Annotated in this window: 24 protein-coding genes, 1 pseudogene and 2 riboswitches; of the genes and pseudogenes, 7 read left to right on the forward strand and 18 right to left on the reverse strand. The window is 58.7% G+C overall.

Annotated features, from left to right (window positions below; all coding sequences use genetic code 11):
* Positions 1 to 432: 432 nt before the first annotated feature.
* Together ACMXX3_RS09320 and ACMXX3_RS09325 are read left to right on the forward strand one after the other, a co-directional pair.
* Positions 433 to 1,668, forward strand: coding sequence for a sensor histidine kinase (locus ACMXX3_RS09320; protein WP_421084439.1), 1,236 nt, complete (start codon positions 433 to 435; stop codon positions 1,666 to 1,668).
* Positions 1,669 to 1,708: 40 nt separating this feature from the next.
* Positions 1,709 to 2,371 (forward strand): response regulator, encoded by a 663-nt coding sequence (locus ACMXX3_RS09325; RefSeq protein WP_421084440.1) that lies wholly within the window; start codon positions 1,709 to 1,711, stop codon positions 2,369 to 2,371.
* Positions 2,372 to 2,729: 358 nt separating this feature from the next.
* Here ACMXX3_RS09325 and ACMXX3_RS09330 read toward each other — a convergent pair whose 3' ends face one another.
* The 3 genes from ACMXX3_RS09330 to ACMXX3_RS09340 form a co-directional block, all read right to left on the reverse strand.
* Entirely contained in the window at positions 2,730 to 2,867 is a 138-nt protein-coding gene (locus tag ACMXX3_RS09330; RefSeq protein WP_419104382.1) for a hypothetical protein, read from the reverse strand.
* 67 nt (positions 2,868 to 2,934) lie between these two features.
* Entirely contained in the window at positions 2,935 to 3,840 is a 906-nt protein-coding gene (locus tag ACMXX3_RS09335) for an ABC transporter permease (RefSeq protein WP_237205676.1), read from the reverse strand.
* Positions 3,841 to 3,844: 4 nt separating this feature from the next.
* Positions 3,845 to 4,828 (reverse strand): ABC transporter ATP-binding protein, encoded by a 984-nt coding sequence (locus ACMXX3_RS09340; protein ID WP_421084441.1) that lies wholly within the window; start codon positions 4,826 to 4,828, stop codon positions 3,845 to 3,847.
* Between the two features lie 556 nt (positions 4,829 to 5,384).
* On the opposite strand from ACMXX3_RS09340, the pseudogene ACMXX3_RS09345 reads away from it, so the two are divergent.
* Positions 5,385 to 5,471: pseudogene (locus ACMXX3_RS09345) on the forward strand (hypothetical protein); the annotation flags it as partial.
* Between the two features lie 49 nt (positions 5,472 to 5,520).
* On the opposite strand, the gene ACMXX3_RS09350 reads toward ACMXX3_RS09345, so the two are convergent.
* From ACMXX3_RS09350 to ACMXX3_RS09360, 3 genes are read right to left on the reverse strand one after another with little or no spacing between them, the layout of a single operon-like run.
* Positions 5,521 to 6,051 (reverse strand): 2'-5' RNA ligase family protein, encoded by a 531-nt coding sequence (locus tag ACMXX3_RS09350; RefSeq protein ID WP_421084442.1) that lies wholly within the window; start codon positions 6,049 to 6,051, stop codon positions 5,521 to 5,523.
* 19 nt (positions 6,052 to 6,070) lie between these two features.
* Entirely contained in the window at positions 6,071 to 7,138 is a 1,068-nt protein-coding gene (trpS, locus tag ACMXX3_RS09355) for a tryptophan--tRNA ligase (protein ID WP_421084443.1), read from the reverse strand.
* A gap of 17 nt (positions 7,139 to 7,155) precedes the next feature.
* On the reverse strand, positions 7,156 to 7,608 hold the full coding sequence (locus ACMXX3_RS09360) for a poly-gamma-glutamate biosynthesis protein PgsC/CapC (RefSeq protein WP_237200487.1): 453 nt from the start codon (positions 7,606 to 7,608) through the stop codon (positions 7,156 to 7,158).
* Between the two features lie 72 nt (positions 7,609 to 7,680).
* Between ACMXX3_RS09360 and ACMXX3_RS09365 the strand changes: the two genes are divergently transcribed.
* A complete protein-coding gene (locus ACMXX3_RS09365) occupies positions 7,681 to 8,391 on the forward strand; it encodes a GntR family transcriptional regulator (RefSeq protein WP_421084444.1) in 711 nt (236 codons plus the stop codon).
* Positions 8,392 to 8,438: 47 nt separating this feature from the next.
* Here ACMXX3_RS09365 and ACMXX3_RS09370 read toward each other — a convergent pair whose 3' ends face one another.
* The 7 genes from ACMXX3_RS09370 to ACMXX3_RS09400 all read right to left on the reverse strand — a co-directional run bounded on the left by ACMXX3_RS09370 (position 8,439) and on the right by ACMXX3_RS09400 (position 15,862).
* Complete coding sequence (locus ACMXX3_RS09370) at positions 8,439 to 9,317, reverse strand: bifunctional methylenetetrahydrofolate dehydrogenase/methenyltetrahydrofolate cyclohydrolase (RefSeq protein WP_421084445.1); 879 nt, start codon at positions 9,315 to 9,317, stop codon at positions 8,439 to 8,441.
* 2 nt (positions 9,318 to 9,319) lie between these two features.
* Positions 9,320 to 10,603, reverse strand: coding sequence for a serine hydroxymethyltransferase (gene glyA, locus ACMXX3_RS09375; protein ID WP_421084446.1), 1,284 nt, complete (start codon positions 10,601 to 10,603; stop codon positions 9,320 to 9,322).
* Between the two features lie 233 nt (positions 10,604 to 10,836).
* Complete coding sequence (locus ACMXX3_RS09380) at positions 10,837 to 12,054, reverse strand: acyl-CoA dehydrogenase family protein (protein ID WP_421084447.1); 1,218 nt, start codon at positions 12,052 to 12,054, stop codon at positions 10,837 to 10,839.
* Between the two features lie 18 nt (positions 12,055 to 12,072).
* Positions 12,073 to 12,966 (reverse strand): MetQ/NlpA family ABC transporter substrate-binding protein, encoded by an 894-nt coding sequence (locus ACMXX3_RS09385; RefSeq protein WP_421084448.1) that lies wholly within the window; start codon positions 12,964 to 12,966, stop codon positions 12,073 to 12,075.
* 39 nt (positions 12,967 to 13,005) lie between these two features.
* Positions 13,006 to 14,373, reverse strand: coding sequence for an LLM class flavin-dependent oxidoreductase (locus tag ACMXX3_RS09390; RefSeq protein ID WP_421084449.1), 1,368 nt, complete (start codon positions 14,371 to 14,373; stop codon positions 13,006 to 13,008).
* A gap of 33 nt (positions 14,374 to 14,406) precedes the next feature.
* Entirely contained in the window at positions 14,407 to 15,069 is a 663-nt protein-coding gene (locus ACMXX3_RS09395) for a methionine ABC transporter permease (RefSeq protein WP_421084450.1), read from the reverse strand.
* The gene (locus ACMXX3_RS09400) at positions 15,062 to 15,862 is read right to left on the reverse strand and encodes a methionine ABC transporter ATP-binding protein (RefSeq protein ID WP_421084451.1); all 801 of its coding nucleotides are present in this window, start codon (positions 15,860 to 15,862) and stop codon (positions 15,062 to 15,064) included. Before ACMXX3_RS09400 ends, ACMXX3_RS09395 begins: the two co-directional genes overlap by 8 nt.
* Positions 15,863 to 15,949: 87 nt before the next feature.
* Positions 15,950 to 16,041, reverse strand: a riboswitch (SAM riboswitch).
* Between the two features lie 214 nt (positions 16,042 to 16,255).
* Between ACMXX3_RS09400 and ACMXX3_RS09405 the strand changes: the two genes are divergently transcribed.
* Positions 16,256 to 17,986, forward strand: a complete 1,731-nt coding sequence (locus ACMXX3_RS09405; RefSeq protein WP_421084452.1) for a VWA domain-containing protein — start codon at positions 16,256 to 16,258, stop codon at positions 17,984 to 17,986.
* Between the two features lie 61 nt (positions 17,987 to 18,047).
* Here the strand turns inward: ACMXX3_RS09405 and purH are convergent, their stop codons facing one another.
* Together purH and purN are read right to left on the reverse strand one after the other, a co-directional pair.
* Positions 18,048 to 19,643 carry a bifunctional phosphoribosylaminoimidazolecarboxamide formyltransferase/IMP cyclohydrolase gene (gene purH / locus ACMXX3_RS09410; protein ID WP_421084512.1) on the reverse strand — a complete coding sequence of 532 codons (1,596 nt, stop codon included), beginning with the start codon at positions 19,641 to 19,643 and terminating at the stop codon, positions 18,048 to 18,050.
* Positions 19,644 to 19,777: 134 nt separating this feature from the next.
* Positions 19,778 to 20,356 carry a phosphoribosylglycinamide formyltransferase gene (gene purN, locus ACMXX3_RS09415; protein WP_421084453.1) on the reverse strand — a complete coding sequence of 193 codons (579 nt, stop codon included), beginning with the start codon at positions 20,354 to 20,356 and terminating at the stop codon, positions 19,778 to 19,780.
* Positions 20,357 to 20,551: 195 nt separating this feature from the next.
* Here purN and ACMXX3_RS09420 point away from each other — a divergent pair, with 195 nt between their 5' ends.
* The gene (locus ACMXX3_RS09420) at positions 20,552 to 20,956 is read left to right on the forward strand and encodes a hypothetical protein (protein WP_421084454.1); all 405 of its coding nucleotides are present in this window, start codon (positions 20,552 to 20,554) and stop codon (positions 20,954 to 20,956) included.
* Positions 20,957 to 21,066: 110 nt separating this feature from the next.
* On the opposite strand, the gene ACMXX3_RS09425 is transcribed toward ACMXX3_RS09420, so the two are convergent.
* Positions 21,067 to 22,878: a DUF6350 family protein gene (locus ACMXX3_RS09425; protein WP_421084455.1), complete on the reverse strand. Its 1,812-nt coding sequence runs from the start codon at positions 22,876 to 22,878 to the stop codon at positions 21,067 to 21,069.
* A 113-nt stretch (positions 22,879 to 22,991) separates the two neighbouring features.
* Here ACMXX3_RS09425 and ACMXX3_RS09430 point away from each other — a divergent pair, with 113 nt between their 5' ends.
* The gene (locus ACMXX3_RS09430) at positions 22,992 to 23,765 is read left to right on the forward strand and encodes an SDR family NAD(P)-dependent oxidoreductase (RefSeq protein WP_421084456.1); all 774 of its coding nucleotides are present in this window, start codon (positions 22,992 to 22,994) and stop codon (positions 23,763 to 23,765) included.
* Positions 23,766 to 23,894: 129 nt separating this feature from the next.
* Here ACMXX3_RS09430 and ACMXX3_RS09435 read toward each other — a convergent pair whose 3' ends face one another.
* Complete coding sequence (locus tag ACMXX3_RS09435; protein WP_421084457.1) at positions 23,895 to 24,326, reverse strand: plasmid stabilization protein; 432 nt, start codon at positions 24,324 to 24,326, stop codon at positions 23,895 to 23,897.
* A complete protein-coding gene (locus tag ACMXX3_RS09440; RefSeq protein ID WP_237188419.1) occupies positions 24,323 to 24,538 on the reverse strand; it encodes a nuclease PIN in 216 nt (71 codons plus the stop codon). The genes ACMXX3_RS09435 and ACMXX3_RS09440 overlap by 4 nt, the downstream gene beginning before the upstream one ends.
* A gap of 35 nt (positions 24,539 to 24,573) precedes the next feature.
* A riboswitch (SAM riboswitch) is annotated at positions 24,574 to 24,701 on the reverse strand.
* Positions 24,702 to 24,760: the final 59 nt, after the last annotated feature.

Raw genomic sequence — 24,760 nt, forward strand, 5'->3', positions numbered from 1 at the left:
TGGGGTCCTGGTTGTCTAGAATTTAACTCAGCCCAATTTTCGGAGGCTAGTTCAGAAGACAAAATCTCTAGACCTTGAACTTAAGTACAACAATAGGTAATCCACTTCTGAACTTTTGTATATACCCTTACGTGAGCCTAATACTCCACAATAGATAGCAGAACAACAGTTTGACTCACACCACCAAGGACTCCGAACCATGAAGAATATCCGTAAGACACTGGCAGTTACCTCCATCGCCGTTGCTCTCACCCTCAGTTTTTCACCTGCGCGGGCTGCTTCTTTGCCGCAGGATATTGATGTTAAAGCTTCCCCCGCCTCAGCATCTAGCATGTCTCCTACTTTCTTTCGTTGGCTTTGCAAGTCAGGGATATGTGACTAACACTCATACGTTCCGAAGTAGCACTGCCCGAGGGGTGATAGCATAAACCCATGACGACAAGCCCCCATAGTGCTTCCAGCAAGAAGTGGTTTCCCCTTGGCCCCTACCTGAGGGGGCTGCTTATCTGCCTGGTATTTATTTTTATTGCGGCCGATTTATCTTCGGGGGTCTACGAAAATACACATACCCAGAATCGTGTATGGGCTGTTGCAATTGCCTATCTGCCCATTTTTATGATGGGATTCGGGCTCATGCTCGGAATTTATGGCTGGTATTTTTCTCTTGCCAACATCACGGTGCTTTATAACGATTCCAGTTTCGTCTGGGCTGGATTCTCATCGGCGTCAATTCTGGTGCCTGTGTATTGCGCTTACCTGGCTACAAAACGTCAGGTCGTGGCATTCGGTATTGTCCTGTGTGTTTTTGTTGTGTATCCGGGTTGGGGTTCAAATACATTGGGTCCTCAGTTCATAACAACGTCATTAGCAGTTTTTTCATACATCACAGGGCTAGTACTCAGAAGGTTCCGGCTTCAGCGGGAAAAAGACCAGCAAAAGATTATCTCTATTCAGGAAGCCCAGCTCCAGGCACGGAATGAGGAACGCACCCGCCTTGCCTACGAGTTACACGATATCGTTGCCCATGAAGTCACCATCATCGCTATGCAGGCTCGGCGTGCACAGTTTACAGAGGATCCAAAGAGCACAGCCGCTATTCTGACTGGGATTGGGGACTCTGCGAGCCAGGCGCTCGAGGATCTTCGCAAGCTGGTGACTGTCCTTAAAGCCGAGAAAAATGACTCACTGAACGGCCAGCTACCCAGCGCTCCCCAGTCGGAAGAGAATTTGCTGCTGGGCGACATCTCTCTTTCAGGGGAAACCACATCGTCTCTAGCCCTGACTCACGATTTACATAAAATATCTGATGCCCTAGAAAATGCAGGCTTTACGGTTACGCTGACCGTTGATGGGGATGTAAGCCTTATTCCTTTGGCATCTCGCCAGGCGCTAAGACGTACAGCTCGCGAGATAGGGACCAACATTCTCAAGCATGGCTCCCCTGAGGGACCTGTAAAAATAGACCTCACAGTGGATCAGCGTAACGTCACGCTATCCTCAGAGAACGTCATCTCTCATAACAAACCCGTTTCTTCATCTTTGACCGGGTTAGAATCAATGAAGGCTAGGTTTCATGATTTGGGTGGAACATCGTCTTATCAAAATGACCACGGTGGGAAGATTCAGGTGAGCCTTCCCCTGCCTAAAACAGTGACCAAAGCTTTTTAAGCTGCCGCTCTAGCTTGTACAGACAGTGAAGGAACCATTCATGGTTAAAGTCCTCCTCGTAGATGATGAATCCCTTATTCGTAATATTTTGAAGGATTATCTTTCCTCCGATGAAAGCCTGGAAGTGGTGGGGGAAGCTTCAAATGGCAAGCTGGCAATTTCACAGGCAAGGGCCCTACAGCCAGATGTAATTTTGATGGATATGCAGATGCCTCTGATGGACGGTGTCGAGGCAACCCAGTATATTCATCATTCTTTCCCCGACATAAGAATATTGGGGCTGAGCACCTTTGCGACTGATCGCTATGTTGTTGAACTCTTGCGGGCAGGTGCCTCGGGGTACTTGGTAAAGGACTCCCACCCCGAAGAGGTCACCAGCGCAATCCACACCGTCCATGACGGAGGATCAGTACTGTCCCCCGAGGTTACCCGCTATGTGGTGCAAGGGCTTAAGCAGTCAGTTCCTGCCGAAATTTCTCCCGACGAAGAACTCATGTCAGTTCTTACCGCGAAAGAAATAGAAGTCATTGAGCTTCTCGCGCGCGGTCTAAATAATAAAGAGATGGCCGCAGAACTTTTCGTTACTGAATCCACAATTAAAGCGCGTTTTGTGAAAATTATGGAAAAAATGCAGGTGCGCGATAGGGTTCAGATTCTAGTTAAAGCTATTGAATACAATCTAATCAACCTAAAAACCTGGTAAACCCCATAGCTTTGCTATTTTTAGCCGAGATCGATTCCTAGCACAGCCCCGATAGGGTAGACGAGCCCAGCAAAGGCTGGGGCAAGATCTTCCAAGCTAAGGCTGTCGATGCGGTGTATATCTAGCAAAGCGTCAACGCCCCAACCCATCACGCTGTACTGCGCTAAGAATCTCGCTAAATCATCGGGTGCCAGATGCGGTCGGCTGAGATTACTGAGAGCAAACTGTTTAACCTGCTCAACTTCGGTCCTACTATAAGTTTCAGGGATACTAATAACTGCCCTTGCTACGTTTTCTAGAACTTCTAATATCTCTCCGCTTTCGCTATTTTCTCCACTACAAGTAAAGTTCTATCGACTTAGAAAAAGAGGGTTACTACCGCATAGCCTACGCCGCCGCCAACCAAGGCCAGCGCCAGGCTACGAGTCCAACGGCCAACCGCTGAGGTACCCTTTGAGGTAGTGGGGTAGGTAGTCTCGTTCTTGTAAGCAGTCATGTTATTTTTCCTTTCAATGATGGTGGGCTAGTAGCCCTTGACGCTGAATCAGGCAGAAAGCCCGATGTTAAGCCCCATTGTCTGAGGCAAATGATTGTTGCAGCGAAACCTTAGAGCCGGTTCGTAAAGCGTTGTTGCTGTATACACGGGTTGCCACCCAGAACAGCAGCGGAATAGTTACCCCAGCGATACTGGCAGCGGTCACCATTTCCCAGGTCTGTACGCCGTCCAGACCAAAGCGAATAGGCATCAGGTAGGAAGAGAAAAGCGGGACGAAGGACAATCCCTTAAGCCAAGTCTCTTCAAGATAGTTGGGTGTAAGATACAGGGCGACGACCAGCAGAACCATCTGCAAAACCGACAGCGGCATCACTGCGGCACTCAGGTCCTCCTGCCGGGAGACCGTTGACGCCAGAATCGTGTTCATGGTTGCAAAAATCATGTAGCCCAGCAAGAACCATACAAGGAACCATAGAAGAACTGCACCTACTTCAAGCTCCAGCAGTGACCACCCGTCCACGAGGGTGAAACCCAGCAGGCCAGTGCCGCCGATGAGAAGTAGCTGGACCAGCGTTATCGCTCCGATACCGATCATCTTTCCGGCCAACAAAGGCACAACACCGATTTTGGTGAGGAGGATTTCGACGACCCTTGATGACTTCTCTTCAACAACACCAGAGGTCAGGCTCTGGGATGAGTACACAAGAGAGCTGAGCAAAGCACTCACCATCGCTGTAGCAAAGAGCAGGCGGGTATCCAGCTGGAAGCTAGCATCCCCCATTTTCTCCCGCAAGAACCAACCGCCAACACTTGCTCCAATACCCACAGTCAGGGCAAGCAGCCCAGTGGCTAGCAGGATGGTCTTATTCTTGGTGCGGGTAAGAACCTCACGTCGAATGACGATTAACATTTCACGGTAAGCAGTGCTCACTGATTTTTCACCTACTTCATGCTGGGTAGTCTGCTGGGTCATGCCTTTAGCTTTCATCGTGTCTGACCTGCCGATTCAAGCTCTGACTCACGGGCAGGGGTGATACCCCGCGGCCCGACGAAATATAATCCTGCGATAGGAGTGCGCCCAAGGACTGTTGCACAGGCTCAATACTGCGCAGCCCTCCAAATCGTGTGGCAGTTTCTAGTACGCCCTGGGGAACGGTTGCACCCCGTCCATCAACTGTGATGAAAACTGATGATTGGTTGCTCATCTTGAATTCGATATGGAAGGAAGCGACCAACGATAGTTCGGCAACGAATTCTCCGGCCGGGCGATCAAATTTTAGTTCCCACCGGGTCTGATCAGTATCTTGCAACTCAGAGACAGCACCATCTGCCATCACTCTGCCTCGATCAAGTACGCAAACACGGTCGCATAGACGCTCAACAAGCTCCAACTGATGCGATGAAAACAGGATGCCCACGCCCTGGGCTGCCTGTTGTTGGATAAGACCAGCCATTGTATCTACAGCTAGGGGGTCAAGCCCCGAGAAGGGTTCATCAAGTACCAGTAGTTCTGGGTTACCAACTAGGGAAACAGCTAGCTGAACTCGCTGCTGGTTACCTAGCGACAAATCTTGGACGAGGGTTTTCTCTCGACCCGATAGGCCCAGTGTAGCGATAAGTTCGTCAGCTTTTTCCTTCGCCTGTCCCAGGGTTTTCCCTTCAAGTAGAGCAAAGTGAACAATCTGATCTTTGACACTCATCTGGGGGTACAGGCCCCGCTCTTCCGGCATGTAACCGATTGACCTGCGGTTCTCGGTTGAGATGGGTTTCCCGTCCCAGGTGATATGCCCGCCGGTGGGGTTAAGCATTCCTAGAATGAGTCGCATGGTGGTGGTTTTACCTGCGCCGTTGCCGCCGATGAAACCAACAATTTCACCGCGACGGACGCCGAAATCTACATCCTGCAGCACCTTGTGGTCACCGAAGCTGCGGCTAATCCCGTGGAGTTTGAGACCGTTCATTGCGCACCTCGCTTTTCTTGCTCTTGCGTCTTCACTAAAAACTCTAGTGAAGCGTTAGAGCTTGCCACATATACTTTCGTACAGTTCTGGATTAGACGATAGTTCATGCATTTGTATGTTCGCTGCCATACCTGCAACAATTGTTGAACAATCTGAGGTGGTCTCGCCCGGGTTGGCATTCTTTTACAGTCGCTACCGTAAAGGAGGCGCATGCACTTGGTTTCCTGCCCCCCCCATGAACAAATGCTTCGACGCACTCGCAGTACTGGTCGATTGCACTAACCTTGAAGTTGCACTGCACGTGTGCGCCCACCTGGTTGAACACCCTGCCACCAGATAGGTAGAACTGGTACCCGATGCACGAACCGTCCTGGTCCACCGTGCCAGCATCAAACAGGCGCATGCCTTCATGTCCGCCCTCAGCCGGCCTCAGCGACGATGTGCGTACCCACAGGCAGACCGTCACAATCGATGCAATCTATGATGATCAAGATGTTATCGATATCGCATCTCTGCTAAGCATTAGCCAGGATGCTGTGGTCATACCCATACCACCGGGCATTGGTCAGCAACTGTTGTAGACTTCGCCCCGGGCTTCTTCTACTTGCACCGCCACGACAAAGCTCTGGAGACGCCCCGCTAGCACTGGGGTCGGAAGCTAGTTCAACGACACGAAAAAGCAGGGTCTTTCACTAGAGGTCCACTGTTCCCAGCAGCTGCCAACTGCCAGCGCTGAATCGGTAGACCGCCAGCCGGTCAATGGTAAAGGTTGCCAAATCCAGAGGCAGTGAAGCAAAGTCTTGCAAGGATTCAGCCAGGGTAGCTGCCGGGGCATGGTTAGCCAGGGTCAGGTGGGGTTCATAGGGGAAGGGTGAGACCGACTCCCCTACCGCTTTCTGGCAGGCTGAGTGAATCAGGGCCAGCTGCTCTCCCCCGGACACCACAGGCAGATAGGTCACCGGGGTCACCGGCTCAAAAGTTGCCGCTGCCCCCAGGCCCACCGGAACCGGCCCGACCCCAGCTAGGGCGTCCTCAAGCAAGGCCAAGGAGTCATCGCCGGCGTCCTCGCTGATGAGAACCGTAATATGGCAGCTTTCAGCCTCTGGCCCCAGCAGCCCGTGGGCTGCACGCCAGGCCACAAGGCAGTCAGCTAAAGCCGCAGGCACCGCAGCAACGATACTGAGGTACCTGCGGTCGGGGTCTATCGTGGGTGATGAAGCCACCGGGCCGGGTGTCTAACTCTTAGAGGGCAGGCAGGAAGCCGACCGCGTCGTAGACGTTCTTGACGGTCACGGAGGCAATCTCCCGGGCCTTGCCTGCGCCAATGGCCAGCAGGCGGTCGAGCTCAGCCGGGTCATCCATGAGTTCCAGGGCGCGTTCCCGAATCGGTGACAGCTCCTCAACCACAATCTCAGCTAGGTCTACCTTGAGGTGGCCGTACATCTTGCCCTCGTAGTCGGCGACGATATCGTCGATAGCCTTACCGGTCACCGCCGAGTAGATGGAGAGCAGGTTGGAGACACCGGGCTTGTTCTCGCGGTCGTAAGAGATCTCAGTGCCCGCGTCTGTCACCGCCGACTTAATCTTCTTGGCGGTCTTCTTGGGGTCATCCAGCAACCAGATAATGCCCTTATCGGTGGTGGCTGACTTGCTCATCTTAGAATCGGGAGTCTGCAGGTCGTAGATCTTGGCAGTCTCTTTGAGGATGACCGGCTCAGGCACCACGAAGGTATCTCCGAAACGGGAGTTGAAGCGCTGGGCCAGGTTGCGGGTCAGCTCCAGGTGCTGGCGCTGGTCTTCACCCACCGGCACCACATCGGCCTGGTAGAGCAGGATATCAGCGGCCATGAGGACGGGGTAGGTGAAGAGGCCTACCGAGGCGTTATCGGTGCCCTGCTTGGCGGCCTTGTCCTTGAACTGGGTCATGCGGGCAGCTTCACCGTAGCCGGTAATGCAGTTGAGCACCCAGGCCAGCTGGGCGTGCTCGGGCACATGGGACTGGACGAAGAGCGGGGTCTTCTCAGGGTCAATACCGGCGGCAATGTACTGGGCTGCAGTCTTGCGGGTGCGTTCCAGCAAAACCGCAGGATCCTGGGGCACGGTAATTGAGTGCATATCGGGAATGAAGTAGAGGCACTCGTGGTCTTTTTGCAGGTCAACCCAGTTATTGACCGCGCCAATGTAGTTGCCCAGGTGCATGGAGTCGGCGGACGGCTGGGCGCCGGAGAAGGCCCGCGGCGCACCGGTTGCCGCGTTGGGAATCTTAGCCTTGAGGTTTTCTTCGGGGGTGGTCTGCTGTGAGGTGCTCACGGGGCGTCCTTTGTTCTTTAGGCCCCTTCGCGGGCCAGTTCCATACCGTTTTTAGCGGTGAAGTTAATAGTGTCGATAGCGCGATCAATCATGTCGCGGGAGTTCTCATCGTTAATATCGAGCTGCTCGGCAATCACCTTGGACTGCACCAGGCAAATCTGGAAGGAGTGGGCCAGCTTCTCGGTGTGAACCTCAGATTCGTACTCGGCCCGGGCAACTGCGTGCCCCTCATAGGCCTTGCGCTGGGCAGCCAGGGTCCGGTTCACGCTAACCAGCAGATAAGCGGCAATACCCAACCAGGCTGCGATAATACCGGCCAGGATCCAGCCCAAGACCGACTCCTCATGGGCTGACTGGATCACTGCCCACACCAGCAGGGCAACCAGGATAGCCATGCCGATCCCGGCCCCGACAAAGACAGTGGTGACGTTTTGCTTCTGCGCTGCGTTTTCTGAACCCTTAGTTTGCATAGGTTCCATTATGTCAAAGATTTTCTAGCACCTCAGATACCTCCTGGCTTCCAGGGCGTAAAGTGGGTGACTATGAAGCTCTCATCGCGCGAAACCAAATACCAGCTGGTTGCAAGCCTCATCAACGAAAAGTACCTAGCCCGGGCTGAGGCAAACACCCTGCTGCCCACAGAACGGCAGCTCCAGGAGGAATTTGAGGTCTCTCGCGATACGGTACGCCGGGCCCTGCGCGAGCTGATTGATCGCAAACTGATTTATAACGTGCAAGGCTCAGGAACTTTTGTTGCCCCGCAACACCATTCGGTGAAGCTACCGTCCTTACGGTCCTTTACCGAAGACATGACGGTGCGCGGCCACCGTCCCCACACCCTGACCCTGGTCTGCCACCTGGTTGAGGCCCCCCTGCACGTCCAGCGGGTCCTGGCCCTAGAAGCCGGGGCTCAGGTCATTGAAATCCAGCGCTTGCGCCAGGCGGACGGCTCCCCCATCGCCCTCGAAACCGCCTATTTCCTCCCCGAGGCTTTCTCCCAGATGGAGCCGGAGCAGTCCCTTTCCCTGGACGCCCAAATGCGGGCCTCCGGCTACCAGGTAGAGTCCGCTACTGTCTCCGTCCTCGCAACTAACCTCACCCTGACAGAAGCGAGGCACCTGGAGGTGCCGCTGGGGGCAGCTGCCCTGCGCGTTGAGAAAATCGGGCGGACGGGCCGCGGCCTTCCCGTAGAAAACACGGTGACCCTCTACCGGGGCGACCGCTACGACTACGAACTCGAACTCACCAGATAGAACAAGCGCCGCACCCCATCACGGGTGCGGCGCTCTAGGTTCAGGGCTTAGGCAGCGGTACGTTCGGCTGTTTCAACCACGTTGACCAGCAGCATGGCGCGGGTCATGGGGCCAACGCCGCCAGGGTTGGGTGAATACCAGGACGACTTAGCGGCAGCTTCGGGCGAGATATCGCCGGTCAGCTTCTTCTTGCCGGTCTCGGCATCCTCAATGCGGGAGACGCCGACGTCCAGCAGGATAGCCCCGTCCTTAACCTGGTCTGCGGTGACGGCGTGGGCAACGCCCACGGCAGCGACGATAATGTCAGCTTCGCGCAGGGCGGCAGTGACGTCCTCGGTGCCGGTGTGCACTAAGGTAGCGGTGGAGTTGACGTCCTTGCGGGTCAGGAGCAGGCCCAGGGGGCGGCCCACGGTAATACCGCGGCCCAGCACAGCAACCTTCTTGCCCTTCCAGGAGATACCGTGACGCTCCACCAGCTCAATGACCCCGTTGGGGGTGCAGGGCAGGGGGGAGTTCAGGGGTTCGCCCACGTTGAGGACGAGGCGGCCCAGGTTCATGGGGTGCAGGCCATCGGCGTCCTTCTCGGGGGCAATCTTCTCAAGAACACGGTTGGTATCAATGTGCTTGGGCAGGGGCAGCTGCACAATGTAGCCGGTGCAGGCCGGGTCGTTGTTGAGCTTCTCCAGCTCAGCTTCGAGCTCCTCCTGGCTGATAGTCTCGGGCAGCTCCACCTTGATAGAGGCAATGCCAACCTCTTCACAGTCGCGGTGCTTGCCGCCCACATAAGAGCGGGAGGCCGGGTCATCGCCCACCAGGACGGTGGCCAGGCCGGGGGTTACCCCCTTCTCTTTGAGGGCAGCGACGCGCTCGGCGAGTTCTTTTTTGATTTGGGCGGCGGTTGCCACTCCGTCAAGAATCTGGGGCATGCTTACCACTCCTCGATACCGGAGTAGAGGGGGAACTTCTCGCACAGGGCGGTGACGCGTGCCCGCTGGGCGGCGACATCAACGCCGGGTTTGAGGGTTTCGGCAATGATGTCAGCGACCTCGGTGAAGGCCTCAGCGTCAAAGCCGCGGGTTGCCAGGGCGGGGGTACCGATGCGCAGACCGGAGGTGACCATGGGCGGACGGGGGTCGTTGGGCACTGCGTTACGGTTGACGGTGATACCGGCTTCGTGCAGCAGGTCTTCAGCCTCGCGGCCGTTGATCTCTGAGTCACGCAGGTCAACCAGGACCAGGTGAACATCGGTGCCACCGGAAATCACCTTGACGCCGGCTTCTGCCATATCAGCCTGGTTGAGGCGGTCAGCCAGAATCTGGGCACCTTCCAGGGTGCGCTTCTGGCGGTCCTTGAACAGGTCGGAGCCAGCGATCTTGAAGGCGGTAGCCTTACCTGCAATAGCGTGCATGAGGGGGCCGCCCTGCTGGCCGGGGAAGACAGCCGAGTCAATCTTCTTCTTCAGGTCTTCAACGCACATGATGAAGCCGGAGCGGGGCCCGGCCAGGGTCTTGTGGACGGTGGATGACACAACGTGGGCGTGGGGGACGGGGTTGGGGTGCAGACCGGCTGCTACCAGGCCAGCGAAGTGGGCCATATCAACCCAGAGGTAGGCCCCGATCTCGTCGGCAATCTCGCGGAAGGCAGCGAAATCTAGCTGGCGGGTGTAGGCAGACCAGCCGGCGATAATAACCTTGGGCTTCTCAGCCAGGGCCAGCTCACGGACCTCGTCCATGTTCACGCGGCCGGTTTCTTCGTCCACCCCGTAGGCGACGACTTCGTAGAGCTTACCGGAGACGTTGAGCTTCATGCCGTGGGTCAGGTGGCCGCCGTGGGCCAGGGACAGGCCCATGATTTTGTCGCCGGGGGTCAGCAGGGCGTGCATGACAGCGTTATTGGCCTGGGCACCGGAGTGGGGCTGGACGTTGGCGTGGTCGGCACCAAAAAGGGCCTTAGCGCGGTCGATTGCCAGCTGCTCCACCACGTCAACAAATTCGCAGCCGCCGTAGTAGCGGCGGCCGGGGTAGCCTTCGGCGTACTTGTTAGTCAGAACAGAACCCTGGGCCTCAAGGACTGCACGGGGGGCGAAGTTCTCGGATGCAATCATTTCGAGGGTGTTCTGCTGGCGATCCTGCTCCTGCTGGATGGCGGCGGCGATTTCGGGATCGACTTCGGCCAAGGGCAGGTTGGTGACGTTGGGTGAAAGGTTGGTCATGCCACTTCCTTGAGTTGGTAATCAGTTTCTTCTGGATTAGCTGTATGAGGGAATACAGAAGATGACGTGATGGGGTAAAGGGAGCCTAGCCTGCCCCCTCACTCTTACCAGTGTATGTGACCTGTGACGCCAGGTGTAGTTCCTGTTACCTATATGAGATGTTTTTCTTCCAGCCTCCCGGCAAAGACCCGCGGACGGAGGCCACCTAGCCGGTGCCCTCCGTCCGCCCCCTACTAGCGGTAGGGGCTGGGGGACGGTTCTTGCCCGGTGAGCAGGTAGGCTCCCAGCTCCGCTTTTTTATAGGCCACCGGATCGTGCAAGGTATGGGTTCTCACGTCCCGCCAGTGGCGGTCCAGCCCCACCGACCTCTTGGTGGCCCGGGCCCCGGTGACGTCAAAAACCCCCTGGGTCACGGCCAGGGCAGTGGTATGGGCCGTAATCTTTGCTGTCACAATCTGTTCAGCAATGTGAGCCCGTTCCGCAGCCGTCAGGGCCTGCCCCTGGGCAAGGCCCCAGTCCAGGGCATCGGTAGCCTGCTGAACCACCGCCGAGAGGGCCTGCACCTGTGCGGCAAACTCACCGTACTGGGCCAGGATGTAGGGATCGTCGGTAGCCTTCTCTACAGTGGCATGGAACCAGGGGCGGGAGGAGGAGCGGGTATAGCCCAGCGCCTCCTGGAGGGCCCCCTCCGCAGCGGCCAAATAAACCGTTGAAAAAAGAAGCTGGAAGGCTGGGGTGGAAAGATTTTTATGGGGCTCCCGGTCGGCATCAGTTGCCGGAAGAATAGCGATTACGTCTTCCTCCGGGACAAATACCTGCCTGTATTCCAGGCTGTTGGTTGCCGTCAGCCGCGAACCCACCACGTCCCAGTCGTCATGGCGCACAAACCCATCACTGCGGGTATCGACCAGGGCAACGACCCTGCGACCGTCCTCGGTGAAGGCCCGGGAGAAGATTTTATCGGCCACATAGCTACCGGTGGCAAAGGGCTTCACCCCGGTAAAGCTCCACCCGCCGTCCACGGCCTGGGCCTGAATTTGCTGCCCCTGGGGTGTTCCGGTCGAGGCAAAAAGCCAGTGGTTGGCCAGAGTATCCCGGGCCAGTTTTTCAGCCCTCTGCTCCTCAAGGTCAAGGTAGGGGAAGACCTGGAAAACATAGTGGTAGCCCAAGAGCTGACCAATTGAGTTATCTGCCCGAGCAATAATTTGCACCAGCTCAAAGCACTGGTTCCAGTTCAGTCCTTCCCCACCCCAGCGGGCCGGGATATTGAGGGGAAGCAGGCCGGACTTCTTCAAGAGGTCTTTTTCGGCCTCCGGCGGGCGGCCAGCCCGGTCTCGGGCAACGACGTCCTGGCGAAGCTGGTCAGCGACCTCCTCAGCGACCTTGATCCAGCGGTCGTGATGATTCGGACGGGCGGGGGCTCCCAGCGGGGTAATGAATGACAGGGTCATGAGTGTTTCTTCCTTCCTCTACTGGTTCTTCCAGCTGGCGATATCTGCCTCGATATCCCGGTCCCAGGGGGTATCTAGGACACCACCGATATAGGAGGCAAACCATTCCCGAACCCGGTCAGAGTGGAAGGCTTCCTGCAAGACCTTGGCCTTCTCTGTGCCGGCAAAGTCCGGGCGGGATGCCACCACGCAGATGTAGGGCAAGGCTTCCTCTGTTGTTTCAAAGGCAATGGCGTCATCGGGGGTCAGGCCGATTTCAGCGGCCAGGCGGACGAAGAGGAAACCGGCGTCCACATCCTCATAGGTCTGGGACAGGGACTGCTGATCGACCTCGATGAACTGGAAGTTCTTGGGGTTCTCCAGGATGTCCTGCTGGGAGAGATGAATAACGGGCTTACCCTCGGTCAGCTTCAAGGCCCCGGCTTTCTCCAGTAGTTTGAGCCCGCGGCCATTATTTGAGGTGTCTACCGGCAGGGCAATCTTGGCCCCCTCCGGCAGTTCATCAACCGACCCGTAATGGGCGCTCCAGAGGCCAGCAGGGGAAGTGTATTCGTAGAAGAGGGGAATATTATCTAGCCCCTTATCCTGGTTGAACTGGTCCAGGTAGGCAACGTGCTGGAAGTAGTTGACGTCGTACTTGCCCTGGGCTACTTCGAGGTTGGGCTGGACGATATCGGTGACAAAGGTAGCTTTCAGTTCCCAGCCCTGCTCTTTGAGGATCTCTTGGGCAATGAGCACAGGCTCCTGGTAGGGGGCAGATTCTGTTGCGACGATGGTGATGGTCTTATCAGCTGAGCTGCTTCCTGTTGAGCTGGCCCCGCAGGCGGTTAGGCCAAATGCGGCAGCCAGGCCAAGGCCGGACCCGAGGAGGGCCTGGCGGCGGGTGAGTTCAATTTTCGGTGCGTAAGTCATGAGGTGTTCTCCAAAAAGTCAGTTGTGGGTAGATGGTGTCTAGGGGCGGAAGGAGGTCCCGTAATGGTTTTCTGCCAGTCTGCTGCCGCCGGTGAGTTTCTGCCGCAAGGATCCCGATGCGTAATCGGTTTGGGCAAGACCCCGCTGGCGCAGAACCGGCAGGACGTGGTTGATAAAGTCGGTGTAGGATCCGGGGATGAGGGAGTTTATGATGTTGATTCCGTCGACTCCCGCCTCGGCCCAATCTTCAAGCCGGTCTGCGATTTGCTCGGGGGTGCCCACCAGGTGTTGGGCTTCTGCCCGGTAGCGGGCAAGATCTTCTAAGGTGGGCTTTCCACCGGGTACAGAATCGGCGATAGCTTCGAGCAGGCCCACCGACCCCTCGGTGCGGATTTCTCCCAGCGGAGTATCGAGGGGCACCCCGCCAAAATCCACGCCGAGGCTGCCGCCGATATGGGCGATGATTGCCTCCAGGTCAAGGTATTCCTTTTCCCGCTCGTAGAGCCGTTGGGCCTCTTCTTCGGTGGATCCGACGGTAAAAGACAGCCCAGCAAAGAGTTTGATGTCCTCCCGGGTGCGTCCGACCTCGGCTGCTGCTGCCCCTAGACGGGCTGAGACCTTAGCCGCGTGGGCGGGGTTGGGGGCGAAGATAAAGGTGGCTTCAGCGTGTTTGGCAGCGAACCGGGTGCCCCTCGGTGAGCTTCCGGCCTGGAAGAGGAAGGGGGTGCGCTGGGGGCTGGGGGCTACCAGGTGGGGCCCGTCGACCGAATAGCGGCTACCCCGGTGGTTGATAGGACGGACCCCGGCCGGGTCAGCGAAAATCCCGGCTTCCTTATCTAGCTTCAGGGCATCGTCATCCCAGGAGCTCTCCCAGAGCTGGTAGACAACGTCCAGGTATTCTTCTGCCTCGTCATAGCGGCTATCGTGCCCTGGAATGGACTGGGCCCCAAAGTTGCGGTGGGCGTTCTCCAGAGCGCTGGTGACGATGTTCCAGGCAACCCGTCCCCCGCTGAGGTGATCCAGGGTAGATAGCTGGCGGGCGAAGTTAAAGGGGTGGGCCTGAATCGTTGAGGAGGTAATAGCCAGCCCCAGGTTCTCGGTTGTAGCGGCGAGCGCGGAGGCCAGTACCAGAGGGTCGTTGGAGGGAATCTGGAGCCCCTTGTGGATGAGGGCGTCGCTGTTTCCCCCGTAGTTGCCGTAGAGGCCAACGACGTCGGCTAGGAAGAGGGCGTCGAATTTTGCCTCTTCGAGCTGGCGGGCTAGGTCTTGCCAGAGGGCAAGCTCGTTGAATCTGTGTTGTTGGGCGTCGGGATGGCGCCAGAGGCCTCCCCGGATGTGGCTGCCGGTGTTCATCACGAAGGCGCTGAGCAGCAGGCGGCGACGGTTTGTTGAGGGTGAAGTGGGCATAGGTGTCCCCTTGAAAGGTCAAAAACGGGTTGTTTAGCGCTTGTCGAGGGCGCGAGAGAGGCGGGAACCGCCGTATTGGACGAGGGTGACCAGGGCGATCATGAGGATGATGGCTACGATCATGAGCGGGGTTTCGTAGCGGTAGTAGCCGTAGCGGATAGCGAAGTCGCCGATTCCGCCGCCACCTACTAGGCCTGCCATGGCTGAGTAGGAGATGAAGCTGACCGTCATGATGGTGATGGAGGTGACCAGGGCGGGGCGGGCGTCCACGAGCAAAACGTCGGTGATGATTTGCCGGGGTTTGGCTCCCATGGCAAGGGAGGCTTCAACGGTTCCGGTGCCGAGCTGGGTGAGGTTTTGTTCTACGAAGCGGGCGAAATAGGGAATGGCGTTGATCGTCAGGGGCACACAGACCGCTGCTGTTCCGAGGCTGGTGCCCACCAGGAGCCGGGTGAAGGGGATGATCGCGATGAGCAGGATCAGGAAGGGGAAGGAGCGGATGATATTGACCGCCGAGTCAAGAACCCGGTGCAGGGTGGGGCGGTGGGCAAGTCCCTGGGGTCCAATGGTGTAAAGCAGGATGCCCAGCGGGGTGCCGAAGAGGACGGCCAGGGGAATTGCAACCACTAGCATGATGAGGGTTTGCCCCAGGGCTAACCAAATTTCAGGGGCGACATCAAGGATACGGCTAAGCATGAATCAGGACCTTCTCTTCGGAGCCAACGTGGGTGGGGCTGTGCAAGACGATGTCATCGTTGCGGAGAAGACGGCCGATGTCGCTGTGGGGTGTGAAGGTGGGGTCAGCGAGTTTTTCGGTGGTGAAGCGCTCCACAAGACGGCCACCTTCGAGCACTGCGACATCATCGGCAAGGGCCCGGATAACGTTCATTTCGTGGGTGACAATGACGGTTGTAATTCCAAGATCGGCGTTAATGTTCTTGAGGTATTGCAGGATGGACGTGGTGGTGCGGGGATCAACGGCGCTGGTGGGTTCGTCGCACAGCAAGACGCTGGGGCGGGTTGCTAAAGCGCGGGCGATGGCGACCCTTTGTTTCTGGCCGCCAGATAGCTGCCCGGGATAGGCCCTTGCCTTGTCAGCTAGATCAACAATGTCGAGGGCCTCTAAGGCCCTTTGCTGGCGGTGGGAGGCCGGAATACCGGCAAATTTCAGGGACAGTTCAACGTTTTTGAGGACGGTGAGGTTAGCGACCAGGTTGAAATGCTGGAAGATCATGCCAATGTCGTGCCGGGCTTCTCGCAGGGCCTTGGCGTCCAGCTCCATGAGGTCTTGACCGGCAACTAAGACCTGCCCCTGGTTGGGACGCTCTAAGAGGTTGATTGTGCGCAGCAGGGTGGACTTACCAGCTCCTGAGAAGCCCACTATTCCCTGAATCGTTCCAGGGGCTATATCCAGGGTCACGTCATCTACCGCTCGGGTAGATTTGCCCTCTCTGGTGTATTCAACAACGATGTTTCGAAGTGAAATCACGGTATCTCTCCTTGCAATGTTTTGAGCAATTGCGAGGGGAACCCGTCCTCCCCTGCCCATAGATATATGGCGCTGAAGGAGACGGTGAACCCATCGATTCTGGCATTAGCACCGGGCCTGTGTGTGGCTGGTTGCTGCGACGTCTTTGAGCCAGATCTCTCAGTCGCTCTGGATGGTTTTGGTAGTACCAACCCTATGAGCGTTTCAGGTGGCTACCAAGTTAGTGACGATATACGACTTACTATGACCCGTCTTACACGGTATGACGCAGATAAAACGTCATATTAAGCGGTCACAGACCAGAGCCTTCTTGCTAAACTATTGGGCGATATACCCCCGGCTCTCTAAGACCCTAGAGCAGTCCCGCCCAAACGATGAGGGAAAAGAAACCCCATGGTGACCACCACTAAATCCCGCCGCCAGGAACGTCTCGAAAAGCAGAAGAAGACCAGCCGCAAGTGGATTGCGACCGGCGCTGCAGCGATCGTCCTCCTCACTGGAGGCACTATTGCCGTCCTCAATATCGCCGGTGGCTCAAAGACCCCCTCAACAACCAGCGGCCAGGTCGTCCCCGCGGCCTGCTCCACCACCCAGTCGGTTACCGTAACCACCACAGCCCCCATGGCCGAGGCCCTCAAAACCATGCCGGTGGATGAAGAAACATGCGTCACCCTCGATATTGATACCAGCAAGACCTCGGGCGATATCCTCGCAGAAGTTGCGGCAGGAGCATCCACCACCAACCTGTGGATCCCCGACTCCACCGCCCGCGCCGAGCTGGCGATGAGCCAGGCTGATATGGGTCTGACCCCCCTCGCCAGCTCCCTTGCTAAGACCCCGGCCGTCCTCGTCTCTGAGTCCAATGCCTCTACCGATACCTGGCTCGCTGCCCTCAGCGACGATACGGGCATCTCCATGGGCGACCCCAAGGCTGACCCGGCCGCTTTTGCCGCCCTTCTCAGCGCCGTCTCCGAGGCAGGGGCAGGGACCGTCAGCGTCGACGACCTGGTCGCCAGCGCCGCAACCCGGGCCCAGACTATCGGGGTTACCGAAGCTGCCCAGAGCGCCTCCGAGCTCCTGGCTGCCGTTGACGCCGGGGACAAGAACGTCGCTATCGTCACCGAAGCAGACTACGCGGCCTACTCAGCAGAGCACACCGATTCAGGACTCACCGCTACCCTCCCGGCAACCAGCTCCTTCACCCTGGACTACCCCCTCTACCAGACCTCCACCAGCAGCAACACCACCATCGATAACGCAGCCAAGCAGATTACCAGCTACCTGGCGAGCGAAGACGGAAAGGCCGCCCTCGCTGCTGCCGGCCTCCGGGCCGCCGACGGGTCAGACGACGGGGTTACCGGAGCCCTGGGGAACTACACCGACCTTACCCCCAGCAATCAGGACGTCCTCACCCAAATCTGGACGGCCTACTCCCTCCAGTCAGCCCCCCTCAACGCCCTGGTCGTCCTCGATGCCTCCGGCTCCATGCTGACCACCGTTCCCGGTACCGAACACACCCGCATCGACATCACCGTCAACTCGATCCTCCAGGGATCCCAGCTCTTCCCCGCCCGGGACTCCATGGGCCTCTGGAAGTTCTCCCGCGACATCACCCAAGCCGACGGTAGCCTCTCTGATTACCAAGAGCTCGTCCCCGTCCGCGGCCTTGAAGAAGAAGTTGAAGGCAAAACCCAGCGCCAGCTGATTCAAGAGGCAGGCACAGCGATTGCAGGCACCATCCACCCCGATGCCCAAACCGCCCTCTACGACACCACGCTGGCAGCATTCCGCTCAGCTAAGGAAAACTACGTCCCCGGGTCGGTAAACTCCGTCATTATTCTGACCGACGGCCAGAACACCGACGGCAACTCCATTAGCCAAGAAGACCTCATTTCAACCATCCAGGCTGAGCAGGATCCTGCTAACCCCGTGGTCTTCATCTTCATTGGCATCTCAACAGACGCCGACATGAATGCTTTGAACACCATTGCCCAAAGCGTCGGCGGTGAAGCCCACCTGGCAGAAGCCCCCACCGATATTCAAGACATCTTCTCCCAGGCTCTCACCGGCGCTGCAGAAGCGGCGGCAGCAGGTGCAGAAGAAGCCCCGACTGACGGCCAGTAGCCCCTCAAACTAAAAGGCCCTTCCTGCCTCATGCAGAAAGGGCCTTTAGTGTTTGGGCTCTTTAGTGGAAGAAGTGACGGCTTCCGGTGAAGTACATGGTCACGCCTGCCTCCTGGGCAGCGGCAATGACCTCCTCATCACGGATAGAGCCACCGGGCTGCACAACAGCGCGGACGCCAGCATCTAGCAGGACCTGCAGGCCATCGGCGAAGGGGAAGAAGGCGTCTGAGGCGGCCACAGAACCGCGGGCGCGTTCTGCCCCCTCAGCCAGGGTGTTGGCCCGTTCGACGGAGAGGCGGCAGGAATCAACCCGGTTGACCTGGCCCATGCCGATACCGACAGCAGCGCCGTCAGTGGCCAGCAGGATGGCGTTGGACTTGGCAGAGCGCAGGGCCTTCCAGGCGAATTCCAGGTCAGCGAGGGTGGCAGCATCTGCAGCTTCACCGGCAACCAGCTGCCAGTTCTCAGCTGAGTCTCCCTCAGCCTGCAGGCGGTCTGCCTGCTGAATCAGGGCGCCGCCAGAAATCTGACGGTACTCAAAGGCTTCCCGGGCAAAGCCTTCAGGTAGCTGCAGGATCCGCAGGTTCTTCTTAGACTGTAGGATCTCCAGGGCCTCAGGGGCGTAGGAGGGGGCAATGATGACTTCGGTAAAGATCCCCTTGACGGTTTCTGCCATAGCTGCGGTGACCTCGCGGTTAGCGGCAATCACCCCACCGTAGGCTGAGAGGGGGTCGCAGGCGTGGGCCTTGGCGTGGGCGTCGGCAATGGGGTCAGCTGCCTCAGCTGAACCTACAGCGATACCGCAGGGGTTGTTGTGCTTAATAATGGCAACAGCAGGTTCGTCGAAGTCGTAGGCTGCGCGGAGGGCAGCGTCACCGTCGACGTAGTTGTTGTAGCTCATGGCCTTACCGCCAAGCAGCTTCGCCTGGGCAATGCCGGGGGCTGCCGCTGCGTCGGTGTAGAGGGCACCGGCCTGGTGGGGGTTCTCACCGTAGCGCAGGGATTCTGCCAGCTCGTAGGAGTGGCCTGCGAAGGGGGCCCAGGTCTGCTCGTCATTGACCTGGAACTGGGCGGCAGTCCAGGTGGCAACGGCGGTGTCGTAGGCGGCGGTGTGGGCAAAAGCCTGGGCTGCTAGGGAGCGGCGCTGGGCCAGGTCAAAGCCACCGGCTTGGGCAGCTGCTACGACGTCCCCGTAGCGGGCAGGATCGACGACGATAGCAACGGCGTCATGGTTCTTAGCTGCGGCCCGCACCATGGAGGGGCCACCGATGTCGATTTTCTCGATGATAGCGTCCTGGTCTGCGCCAGAAGCTACGGTCTCAACAAAGGGGTAGAGGTTGACGACAACGAGGTCGAAAGCCTCAATTTCCATCTGCTCAAGAGTGTCAATGTGCTCCTGCTTGCGGCGGTCAGCCAGAATACCGGCGTGGACGCGCGGGTGCAGGGTCTTGACGCGGCCCTCCAGGCACTCGGGGAAGCCGGTGATGTCTGATACTTCGGTGACGGGGACGCCAGCGGCGGCAATGGTTGAGGCGGTAGAGCCGGTTGAAACGATAGCGACACCGGCTTCATGCAGGCCCTTGGCCAGGTCTTCCAGGCCGGTCTTATCGAATACAGAAATGAGGGCGCGCTTGAGGGGGACGCGGTCGAGCTCCATGAGACTCACAGGTTTTTCTCCGTTGTGCTTGTGCCAGCCCGCTGGGTGGGTGGCAGGTGGGTTAAACGTGGGTGAGTCGTTTCGTTTCAGGCCCCGACCCTAGGCCCAGCCCCGGGTGGGGCTAAACTTGCAGGTTAGGCGCTGGGGCCCTTGAGGTCTTGGGCGAGACGGGCGATGGTTTGGACCAGCAGCACCCGTTCTTTGACCTTGATGCGTTCGTGCAGGGTGTCTTCGGTGTCGTCGTCCAGAACATCGACGGCCGCCTGGGCCAGAATGGGGCCGGTATCTACCCCTGAGTCCACCAGGTGGACGGTGAGGCCGGTGACCTTGACCCCGTGGGCTAGGGCGTCGCGGACGCCGTGGGCTCCGGGGAAGGAGGGTAGGAGGGCCGGGTGGGTGTTGACGATGCGGTCTTTGAAGCGGTCAACCAGCTGGGCATCGACGATCCTCATGAAGCCGGCAAAAATAATGTAGTCAGCCCCGTAGCTAGCTATTTTTTCTTCGAGGGCCCGGTTCCAGGCTTCCCGGGTCTGATAGGTCTTAGGTTCGACCAGGAAGGTTTCGATACCTGCTTTTTCTGCCCGTTCAAGGCCCAGGCAGGGTTTATCGGCACCAACGGCTAGCACGGTCACGTCAAGGTCACCGGCAGCTACAGAATCAAGAATGGACTGTAAATTCGTGCCAGAGCCTGACACCATCACCACAATGCGCATGAACACCAGTCTATCGCACCCATCACGCGCCCCTGTATTTTGAATCATATGTGAGACGCTTTGGCCGCTGCCCTCTCGTGGACAGGGGCGGAGCCGGGTAAAAACCGGCCCTGCCTGTAGCCTCTGACGGCGGGGGCGACGTCCTTAACCCTATCCCACCGCCGGTAGCTATCATCAGGCGGTAGAGTTTATACCATGTCTGAAACCGCCCAGCCCCGCTATTCCGAAAGCACCCTCGAATCCATGAAGGTGTGGTCCCGGTGTACCTTTTTACTCCTGGTAGCAACCGTGGGAAGCGGCTATTTTCCAGGCTATGCGGCCCTGGTGACCGTGCTTCTGGCCCTGACCACCTGTGGTCTTGCGATAACAACCCTCGTCAAGATGGCCAAGGTCCGCTTTCCGGCCTTCTCCATCTGTCTGATGGTCATGGTGATTCTCTGGAGCCTCTTTCTGGCCTTCTCGGCCGGGGCCCAGCTGATCTTTGCGGAAGAAACTGCCGCCTACGCTGATTGCTTGCAGAACGCCCTGACCCTTGACCGCCAGCAGCAGTGCACCGCTGAGATGAGCGATGGCCTCATGCAAAGGATTCTGGGCCAGTAGGGGTACCGGCCTGGTGCCCCTAGCCTTTAGGCGGGTTCGCGGGCTCCTGCCCCCGAGGCTCTAGGGTGCGCCCCGGGTAGGGCACCGGGCCTAGGTACAGGCCTGCGGTCTTAGTCCTGCTTGTGGGCTTCTTCAGCCAGGGCCTGAAGTTTCCGTTCCCGGCGGGCTTTTCGGGCCTGGGGACGTTTGAGCACCGGCCGGAAGGGCTTGGCCTCTTCCGCCGGTTCGGCTTCGTCGGCGGGGCTCCTTCCCTCGCCGTCCTGGCTCTCAGCCGCAGGCTCTGCAGCTTCGCTCTCTTCCTCCGCTATATCGGGTGTTTGCTCCGCTTCGGCCAAGCCGTCGGCAGCCTCATCGGTGGCTACCTCATCGGCGGTTCCGGCCTCGGTATCACCAGCGGTTTCGCTTTCACCGCCACCAGTAACGTCCAGGGCTGAAGTCTCAGGTGAAGTGTCAGCAACTTCAGGGTTTTCTTCTGGCCCCTCCCCTTCAGCAGGGGCGGGAGCGTCCTTACCCTCAACCTTCTGCTTCTTAGCTTTCTTGGCAGCCTTTGCCGCCTGGCGCTGGGCCCTTGCCTCGGCTCGGGCGGCTGTGCGGGCTGCCTTCTTCTCGGCCCGGGTCAGGGGCTCATCAGCAAAGCGCTCCAACTCGTAGCTGGTGTCGCGGATGAAGAGGTGGGCTGCTGCCAGCCCCAGCATGGCCCCGGCAGCCAGTAGGACGGCGGCGTGGGCAGCAAAAATGAGCGGGTCAGGGCCAATGGCGGTGAAGCGGCCGATACCCAGTGAACCCCGGGCACACCAACCCAGGGCAAGAACCACCAGGAAGGTCGGGACTAGGGTAAGCAGGCCCAGGCCAAGGGTTGAGAGGGGCCAGGAGATCCAGCGGAACCGGATTTTAAGGCTCATCCACTCATCGAAGTGGTTCTCCCCTTCCCTGAAGAACCACCAGCCCCCCACGGCACCTGCAAGCAGGGGCAGGGCCAGGCCCAGGTAGCCCCAGGGTTCGGACGCGTGCGGCAGGGCTCCCAGCAGGGGCAGGGAGGGAAGCACCCCCACCTCCGTGCCGGTCAGATCAACCCGGGTGCCCTCCCCCAGGGAGAAGCCAGCACCGGTACTCCATGCCATGGAGTAGACCACCAGGTTAAGAATGAGGCCCAGCTGGAGCAGGGTGAGGGCGGCTCCACCCACGGCCCCGGCGTGCAGGGTCTGGTAGAGGGCAACCACGTCGTCCCAGTGCCAGAAGATACTGGCGGTAAGCAGGAGGGCCCCTCCCAAGACGAAGGCCAGGAGGCCCACCAGGGCAGAGCGCACCAGCGCCCAGAGGTAGGAGCCAGCCCAGCGGGAGTACTGACTAAAGTTTTTGACCCAGTCGGCAGCATTGACCCCGATCATGGCCGCCAGCGATCGGGACTCCGCATAGCCCCCTGCCATCAGGCCCAGGATCACGAGGCAGAGGGGGGCAAGCGCCGCCAGGACGGGGTGGGTTGAGAAGGATTGATTGTTGGAGAGCAGGCTGATTCCAGCACCGGCGGTTGCGTAGGCGCCCATCCCGCCGGCCAGGGGCTGCCAGAACTGGCCCTCGTAGCTGGCGCGGGCCAGGCGGCGGCCGGAACGGTAGCAGAGGGCCAGGGGGATGAGGGTCAGACCCAGGGGCACCAGGCTCATGGTGCCGGAGATAGCCGCAAAGCCCCCCTGTTCGGGCACTTCTAAGTGCAGGGGCACCCCGTGAATGAGTAGCCAGATATGGCCGGCTACCGAAACCGCGCCAGCGAGGTTGGCAGTGTTGAAGCCCTTGGTGTACCAGATAGCCGTCAGAATAAGGACGACGGCCAGGTAGGAGGTGAGGGCTACGAGGGCTAGTTCGACGGTGCCCTGGAGCCAGAGGGGCATGGGCAGGGTACGGTGGGGACGCGCGGTGGTTTTCATCGTCCTTTTATCATGTCATGTTTCTCTGTTGTGTGCCTGATGACGCCGGTAGACGGGGTAAGAGTGCGGTGAAGATAACCGGCCCTGCTCGCCCCGGCGGTAGAGTGGGAGCCATGAGCAGTGAAACTTCATATGTGATGATTACCGGCGCTTCGGCAGGTATCGGGGCCGAGTTTGCCCGCCAGTATGCAGCAGCCGGGTACAACCTGGTACTCACCGCCCGGCGGGCCGAGGCCCTAGAGGACCTAGCAGGTAAGCTGCGCGGCAGGTTCGCGATAGACGTTGAGGTAATCCCTGCCGATTTGCTGGTGGAGCAGGACGTCACCCGCCTGGTTGGGCGCCTCCAGCAGGTTGAGCGCCCCGTGGAGATACTGGTCAATAACGCGGGTTTCGGGCTCGGCAAGAGCTTTGATGCAGCGCCGGTTGAGCGCCACCTAGACCAGGTCGATGTGCTGGCCAGGGTCCCGCTCCAGCTCATGCACACCGCAATTCTTGCCATGCTGCCACGCGGGCGGGGGCGCATTATTAACGTCGCCTCGGTGGCAGCCTTTACCCCCGGCGGCACCTACTCTGCGGTTAAACGTTTCCTGGTGGTGGCCTCAGAATCGGCCCACCTGCAGTATTCGAGCCGGGGTATCCATGTGACGGCCCTCTGCCCGGGGCTGACCCGCTCGGAGTTCCACGACGCTATGGGCCAGGGTGAGCCCAGCCTACCGAACTTTTTGTGGCTGAGCCCCCAGCGGGTTGTTGCCGAAGGTATCGCTGCGGTGACGGCAGGGAAGCCGATCTGTGTGCCGTCCTTACCCTACAAGCTGGCGGTTACAGCCTCCCGAGCGCTACCCCGCCGACTGGTGGCGGCTGCGATAGCGCGGACGCGAAATTACTAAAGGTTTTCCAGGCTCACGCTCGCTGCCGACCCTCTCGCCGGTTCGCTTCGCTCACAAGCGATTCACGCCAGCCGCCGAGCCAGCAGCTTCGCTGTGAGCCTGCAAAACCCTGGAGTAGAGCTATAACATCTAGTCTTCCCAGGGGTCCACCGCCGGGACGCCCCAGGACTTATAGATCTCGGCCTTACCCGAAATAATCTCCAGCTGGTGGACGGTAGCTGTTGCGGCCATTAGCCCTTCCAGGGCGGCCGTGGCCAGGGGGGCGGGACGGGCTCCCCCCACCAGGTGCAGGTGCTTCTCAGCGTGCCGGCCGGCCCACTCCAGCGACACCTCAGCGTCAACCTCCAGAACATGGGTGCCAAAGCGCTCCATGAGCTCAGCGAGCCAGCGCTCGGTCTCCGGGTAGGGGTAGAGGCCCTTCAATTCACCCAAGCTCAAGACCGAAATATACATGGTGCGGTAGGAGCGCCGACGCAGACAGTTCACCACCGGCTGGTAAGGGGTTGCCTTACGGATCTCGGCAAGGACATCAGAATCGAGAAGGTAACCTACGTGACTCATGCAGCTTTCAGAACGCCGTATTCAGTAGCAGGAATACCGCTGGGGTTAGGGGAAAGAAGGAAGTTGAGAAATTCGCTACGTTCGTTTGAAATACGAGTGTAGTCCTGGATGCTCATGGCCGTAAAACCGCCGCGGGCAGGAACAGAGGCTGCAGAAATGTTCTTCTGAACAGAAACATGGGGACGGTGGGCATTGGAGCGAGCGTGTGACATGCCGTTTTCGCGCGTGAGGTGCGCATTCCTTTCGAAACTTGCTCTTGCCTGCACCAAACAGCGCGGATATGCGCGATGCAGACCGCTTCGTCATCCGAGCCACCCGTGAACATGGGGTTGGCGTTCAACCAAAGTCGGAGCTTAACAGTTGAATCTCTTGAAGCTGGTTACCAGCATACGGCCTGCGGGCCACTTAATCAATACATCTTCACGGTATTTTTT

This window comes from Rothia nasimurium (assembly GCF_049068285.1).
GTDB classification, from domain to species: Bacteria; Actinomycetota; Actinomycetes; order Actinomycetales; family Micrococcaceae; genus Rothia; species Rothia nasimurium_I.